A 5,774-nucleotide genomic window follows, 5' to 3' on the forward strand; every position below is an offset into this window, starting at 1 on the left:
GAGGTCACTACCGCACCACAACCCTTGCCCGGCTGGATCATCGAGGCCCTCGACACCACCTCACCAGCCCTTGAAGCACCCAGCACTCGAACGTGCACGAACCCCCACGCATACAGCCTCGCCGCGCTCACAGGGGAGCTAGAGAAGGTCCTCGCCGCGACGCCAGGCCAGCGCAACGACACACTGAACCGGGCCGCGTTCGCCCTCGGTCAGCTCATCGGTTCCGGGCTGCTCGACCAGCACATCGCCCGCGATGAACTCGTGTCTGCCGCCGGCCGTATCGGACTCTCACGGTCCGAGGCTGAGCGCACCATCACCTCCGGCATCACCGCCGGCACGCGCCACCCCCGACGGCGACCCGCCTAGAGTCATGACGCAAGCGATGGGCCTCAGGCAGCCACCGCAACGGCTTCCTGAGGCCCATCGGCGTCGCCAGGACTTAGCTTGCGTGTGCTTGCTCCACCTCGATGGGCGGCACTCCCGAGCGGCGCCAGACCCAAGCCAGCGTCGCGAACACACCCTCTACATACCCAGGGCGGCCGGGCCACTCCCACCGTCCGACCAGCCGCTCGACCGCCTGGGTCTCGGCCTCGATCAGCTCCTCGATCGCAAACTCGCTCGTGCGGCTGATAGGGGACCGAGCCAACTCGCCCCGCCGACCGTCAACCGGAGCGTCGTAACGGAACTCGCCATTAGCGATCCAGCGACACGTCCACTGCACGCCGGCCAGGTAGCCGTCCTCGCGCCCGTCGACCTTCAGAGCGTCAGCGCGCCGCTCGGCAGCCAGCCACACCCGCGCGAAATCGGTGACCTCCACCCCGCGCAGATGCTCACGCCGGATGCCGTCGAAGTCGCTGCCTCTGAGCTCCATGCCACACCACGATCCCAGCAGACACCGACATTTTCCACGGCAGCGCCTGAGTAGGGGCCACGCGCGCTGCGGGCTATCTCGGATGACTGTCCAGCAAGCGTGTCGCTGTCCTCGCTCGTTGATACATGGCCAGATGGTCCTCGCGGAACCAGTACCGGCCACGTGTGTCACGGTTGCACGGAATTCGGTCGGACCTGGCCAACCGTAAAACGGTGGAGACGCTGCAACCCAGAACCCTCGCCGCGGCGGCGGCGTTCAGCTGCCCTGCCCGTTCGTCGGGTGGCGGATGCGACTCGGCATAGGTCTCAACGTCACGCCGGAACAGCGGAAACGTCGCGTTGGACGATGAAGGCAGTTCATCCGCCGCGATCAGATCGCGGACTGCGGCCGACGGCCGACCGAGGATCCTCGCTGCCTCACCGATCGATATCGCTTCGCCGCGATCACGCAAGGCCTCGAGCGCGGGACGGTGGTACCGCCGATACCCAGACCCACGCTGGATCAGGCCCCGGTGCGCCATCCGGTGAACGGTGCTCTCACCCACACCGAGAATCTCGGCCGCGTCCTTCGCCGAGACCCACTCGGCCTCGTGCAGCTCATAGGCACGGCGCGTGTCTGGCGCGGTCAAGAGATAGGCAGCGCGTCGAGCAGGTGCGGACCATTGTTGCGGCGGACGTCGTTGACGGCCGTGGACACGGCGTAGATCTCCAGCCCTGTCGGTGGCCTCATCAGCGCCTTGACGTCGTCGGGTTCCTTGATCGCGGGGTCGAGCCACTGCGCCCAGCCGTCCGCCGCGATCGACATGGGCATGCGGTCGTGGATGCGGCCAATCTCGTCGGTCGCGGTGGTGGTGATGATCGTGTAGGACCACAACAGGGCGGCAGGGTCGTCGTCTGGCAGGGACTTGTCTTTCCACACCTCGTACACCCCGGCCAGAGCGAGTGACGAGCCGTCGGTGGGCCGGAACGCGAAGGGCTGTTTGAGGGGCTTCTTGGTCTTCACGCTGAGCTGGTCGGTCTCGAACCACTCGTAGAAGGCGTCGACCGGGATCAGGCAACGCCGCGACTTGAAGGCGGCCCGGAACGCCGGCTTCTCATCCACGGTCTCCGAGCGTGCGTTGACCAACCGGTTCCCGATCTTGGTGTCCTTGGCCCAGAACGGCACCAGGCCCCACTTGAACAGCCGCAGCTGCCGCACCGCGGCGGCATCCTTGGGTCCGTCAAGTGGGGCTCGCGAGATCACGACCGGGGCGAGCTTGGTCGGCGCGACGTTATAGTCCGGTCCTTTCGGTTCGTCGGCCTTGTCGTCGTCGATCTGGAACTGTTCGAGCAGGTCAGCTCGGCGGGCTGTTGACGCATAGCGACCACACATGCAACCAGCCTGCCACGCTGACAGTCCGCGCACGGTGAGGGCGCGGTGGCCGATCTACCTCCAGAAGTTCTGCTGGATTCCGCAGAACGGCGGCGTTGTGTCGTTCTCGCACAGCTGTACGCGGATGCGGTTGATTCCTCCGACCAGGTTCGGGTCGCCGATCGTGAATGCCGGGAAGTCTTGGCGGTCGGCGGAGGTTCGCATCGTCCGGGTCTGGGTGTCGATCTTCGTGGTACCGGCGAAGGCGTCGAAGATGACGGTCGCCGAATAGTCGACGCCCTCGGGTTTGAAGATGGTGACCGACGACAGCGTTGCGGTTCGATTGAGCCAGGTGATGGATCCGGCCGTCCACGTCCCCTCGCAGGAGTCCTGGACACAGGCCTGGAAACTGGTGTCGGTCGCATTGGCGGGCACGGCGCTAAGAGTGGAGCCAGCGAGCAGAGTTATGGCTGAGGTCAGAGCTAAGACCCACTTGCGCATGGGTAATCCTTCGGGACGGGCGGAGTGCTCCGCGGACAGCTCGCCGGGAGTGGTTGAACGCTAACCCAGGACCGTGGCTGACGGTAGCTGCCGTCTCACCGTTCGCGGTCCGCGGACGGCAAGGTGCGGGTGCCTTGACGTGTCTGCTGGAAGTCGCATCGGGCGCCATGGTGACAGCTAGTCCGCCGGGCGGTTACTCGAACTGGTGTTCTAATCTGAGGGGATGGGGACCAATCGCCGCTACCCGCGGGAGCCGCCGCCGGATGGCCAGCGGCGGCATTGCTGGGTGATGCGGACGGCTCGCGAGCGGGGTCCGTGGCCGGGGTTGATTCTCGAGTGGCGTCGTACCTCGTCGGGGGAGTGGCAGGCGCGGGTCGTGTACGTGCCTGACCTGCTCCGCCCGGAATCTGTGGAGGGGTGGTTCGCCGCCGCGAATCTGCGGCCGTTGGACCCGGGGGCCTAACCGGCCGCTCCACGGGACGGCGTTGCCGACCGCGGCGTGATCAACGCATGGTGGGGGAATGGAGGCGGAGGCCGCGGTTGTCGAGCTGTACGGGTTGTTGCCCGAGCAGTTCATCGGAGCCCGGAACCGGCTGGCCAACGCGGCCCGTGATGCCGGAGACCAGCAGACCGCTACTGCGGTAGCGGCTCTGCGTAAGCCGACGGTGTCGGCGTGGCTGGCCAACCAGCTCGTCCGCACCGATCCCGACGGCATCCACGCCTTGACCCAACTCGGCGAACAGCTGCGCGAGACCTACCTGTCGTCCGACAGCGCCCGACGGCGCGAACTCACCCGCCAGCGCCACGACCTGGTCCGCAACCTCGTCCGTGTCGCGCGCGGCCAGGCCGCCGGCGGTCGCCGCGTCACGCCGCAAACCACGGAACGACTCACCGAAACCCTCGACGCCGCTCTCGTCGACCCCGCGGCCGCGCAACTGCTCCGCTCCGGACAGCTGACCAGCGCCCTTCGGCACGTCGGATTCGGCGTGGTCGACGAGAACGGCGACCCAGTCCAGCTCGCCCCCATCAGACCGCGCGTCGTGCGCCGCGCCGCACCGCCTCGAAAGCGCCCAACGTCGACGACCACGCGGCGCCCGACCGCAAAGGCCGGCCGCTCGCCGGTCGACCACACGCTCAAGCAGCGCCGCGCCGCCCAGCGGAAACGCCGAGACGAGGCGCAAGCGGACTACACACTGGCCGCGGCCGAGCACGAGCACACCGGCCAGCTGCTCGACGCGCACCAGCATCGAATCGCCGACCTCGAAGCCGACCTTGTCCGACTCAACGACCAACTTGAACAGACCCGCCAGACGCTGCGCGAAGCGCGCAAGCAAACCCGACGCCTCGAACGCGCCTTCCACCAGGCGGCTCGCAACGCCGCCGCCGTCAGAAAGCGGTTCGACACCGAGGAACAGCGTCTGACCGCAATCGAGTGACCGCCAGCCGCCCGATCGTATGCCTGACTAGAACATAGGTTCGAATAATGTCATGATGAGAGCATGGTTGGACGGTTCAACGTACGCAGCGGTGACGGGGACCAGGACTGGACAGTCTGGGACAACGCCGCCAACGGCAACCGCGGATCCGGACTGACCGAGGAAGCCGCCCAGAAGCTCGCCGCAGACCTGGAGCTGCAGTACGACGTGTACGGGCCACGACCGGCCGACCACATCCGCCAGGTTGATCCACCGGTCGCCGTCGAGCAGGCCTCGCAACAAGCCGGCTGGCTCGACGCGTGGATCTTCGAGCAAGGAACCTGGGTCGGCCGCGTCCACGGACCAGGCGGCAAGGTCTCGTGGGTTCCGCAGGACGAACTCCGCCGTGCCGAGCAAGTCTGATGAGCAGAGCCGAGCAGGCGAATGACGTACAGGAGGCGGCGTGATGCCTGGTCCACTGCGAGAACCGGTCGTCACCCTCGCCGGCGGGCCTTGGGACCGCCAGGCCTTCTACGTCACCGAATGGCACGACTGCCGCCGCGCAGCCGAACTCATGGGCCGAACACCGGATGAATTCTGCGGCTGGCCGCTGGCCTACCGGCAAGAGGCGCCGGGTGGTCATCGCTGGATCTGGACTGCCGGCGAGAACTGGCCGAGAAGGCATCCAACTGTCGCGGAGCAGCTCGTCCGCGCGACTACGGCACTCCGCCGGCTCAGGCGATGCGTGACCGACCGCTGACGATCCCGGACACCGTTCCTCAGGGGCCAGGTAGGGGATAAAGGCAACAAAATTGCAAAACGACTGTTCGGATCCGTGTCTAGGCAACTACGCTCCGACAGATGAACGGGGCCAACAGCAACGAACACAACCGCCGCCCGCTGGACTCCCTCGCTCCGCGGGTCCCTCCGCCGCTGCCGTCGATCCGGCCCGGTCAGCCGCCCACCCCGCCGCCGGCCCTGGTCGACCGCCCGAGCCTCTGCCACGGCGACCAGCCACACCCGTCCAGCACCAGCTCCGCCTGCCTCCCGCAGGAAAGGGCAGGAGGTGGGAAGTCTCCGGCCTGACAGAGCTGGTGATGGCACTGCCGTGGCTGTACTGCCAATGTGCGCGCCATTCGAGCCCGGCGGCAGGAGCGCCAGGAAGATCTGGCCGCCGAACTGGTCTGGTCGTCGGCGACCTCGAGAACGGGTCGCCGACGTCATAGCCCTCTGCCGGGCACTCGAAGTGGATCTTCGCGAACTGCTGCGAGGCGTGGATGACGCTGACCTGCGAGCCCTCGGCCTCGACCGCCGACGGGCGTAGAACTGGACCTCCGGTCGGCAATCGCGCTGAGCGTGCTGAAAGACCGTTTACACGTTCCGATCAAGAAAGATCGAACGCTTGGATGCCGCCCGGGTCGGTCTCTGTTGGGGTGCACGTGCAGTTCCGGATCAAGAAACTTTGAGCGGGAGCTGGACGGGTAAAACCGCAGGTCAGAGGCCTGTTGGGGCTACGGGGAGCCCGGTTGTGGAGCGTGCTGGAAGACCGTTTACACGTTCCGATCAAGAAAGATCGAACGCTTGGATGCCGCCCGGGTCGGTCTCTGTTGGGGTGCACGTGCAGTTCCGGATCAAGA

General features: G+C 66.8%; 9 protein-coding genes. 5 read left to right on the forward strand and 4 right to left on the reverse strand.

What is annotated here, in order from left to right:
• On the forward strand, nt 1-366 hold a 366-nt coding region (locus tag ACGFH6_RS33085; protein ID WP_393391758.1), incomplete at its 5' end, for a hypothetical protein.
• A gap of 73 nt (nt 367-439) precedes the next feature.
• On the opposite strand, the gene ACGFH6_RS33090 is transcribed toward ACGFH6_RS33085, so the two are convergent.
• From ACGFH6_RS33090 to ACGFH6_RS33105, 4 genes are all read right to left on the reverse strand, one after another.
• Nucleotides 440-871: a hypothetical protein gene (locus ACGFH6_RS33090; RefSeq protein ID WP_393391761.1), complete on the reverse strand. Its 432-nt coding sequence runs from the start codon at nt 869-871 to the stop codon at nt 440-442.
• Between the two features lie 73 nt (nt 872-944).
• Nucleotides 945-1,499 (reverse strand): helix-turn-helix domain-containing protein, encoded by a 555-nt coding sequence (locus ACGFH6_RS33095; protein ID WP_393391764.1) that lies wholly within the window; start codon nt 1,497-1,499, stop codon nt 945-947.
• Complete coding sequence (locus ACGFH6_RS33100) at nt 1,496-2,242, reverse strand: SOS response-associated peptidase (protein ID WP_393391766.1); 747 nt, start codon at nt 2,240-2,242, stop codon at nt 1,496-1,498. Before ACGFH6_RS33100 ends, ACGFH6_RS33095 begins: the two co-directional genes overlap by 4 nt.
• Before the next feature lie 54 nt (nt 2,243-2,296).
• The gene (locus tag ACGFH6_RS33105) at nt 2,297-2,722 is read right to left on the reverse strand and encodes a hypothetical protein (protein WP_393391769.1); all 426 of its coding nucleotides are present in this window, start codon (nt 2,720-2,722) and stop codon (nt 2,297-2,299) included.
• Between the two features lie 223 nt (nt 2,723-2,945).
• On the opposite strand from ACGFH6_RS33105, the gene ACGFH6_RS33110 reads away from it, so the two are divergent.
• The 4 genes from ACGFH6_RS33110 to ACGFH6_RS33125 all read left to right on the forward strand — a co-directional run bounded on the left by ACGFH6_RS33110 (nt 2,946) and on the right by ACGFH6_RS33125 (nt 4,897).
• Complete coding sequence (locus ACGFH6_RS33110) at nt 2,946-3,185, forward strand: hypothetical protein (protein ID WP_393391771.1); 240 nt, start codon at nt 2,946-2,948, stop codon at nt 3,183-3,185.
• A 58-nt stretch (nt 3,186-3,243) separates the two neighbouring features.
• Nucleotides 3,244-4,158: a hypothetical protein gene (locus ACGFH6_RS33115; protein ID WP_393391774.1), complete on the forward strand. Its 915-nt coding sequence runs from the start codon at nt 3,244-3,246 to the stop codon at nt 4,156-4,158.
• Between the two features lie 63 nt (nt 4,159-4,221).
• A complete protein-coding gene (locus tag ACGFH6_RS33120; RefSeq protein WP_393391777.1) occupies nt 4,222-4,560 on the forward strand; it encodes a hypothetical protein in 339 nt (112 codons plus the stop codon).
• Nucleotides 4,561-4,603: 43 nt separating this feature from the next.
• Nucleotides 4,604-4,897, forward strand: a complete 294-nt coding sequence (locus ACGFH6_RS33125) for a hypothetical protein (protein WP_393391780.1) — start codon at nt 4,604-4,606, stop codon at nt 4,895-4,897.
• The last annotated feature ends 877 nt before the right edge of the window (nt 4,898-5,774 follow it).

Origin of the sequence: Kribbella sp. NPDC049227 (genome assembly GCF_043197265.1) — a bacterium.
Lineage (GTDB): Bacteria > Actinomycetota > Actinomycetes > Propionibacteriales > Kribbellaceae > Kribbella.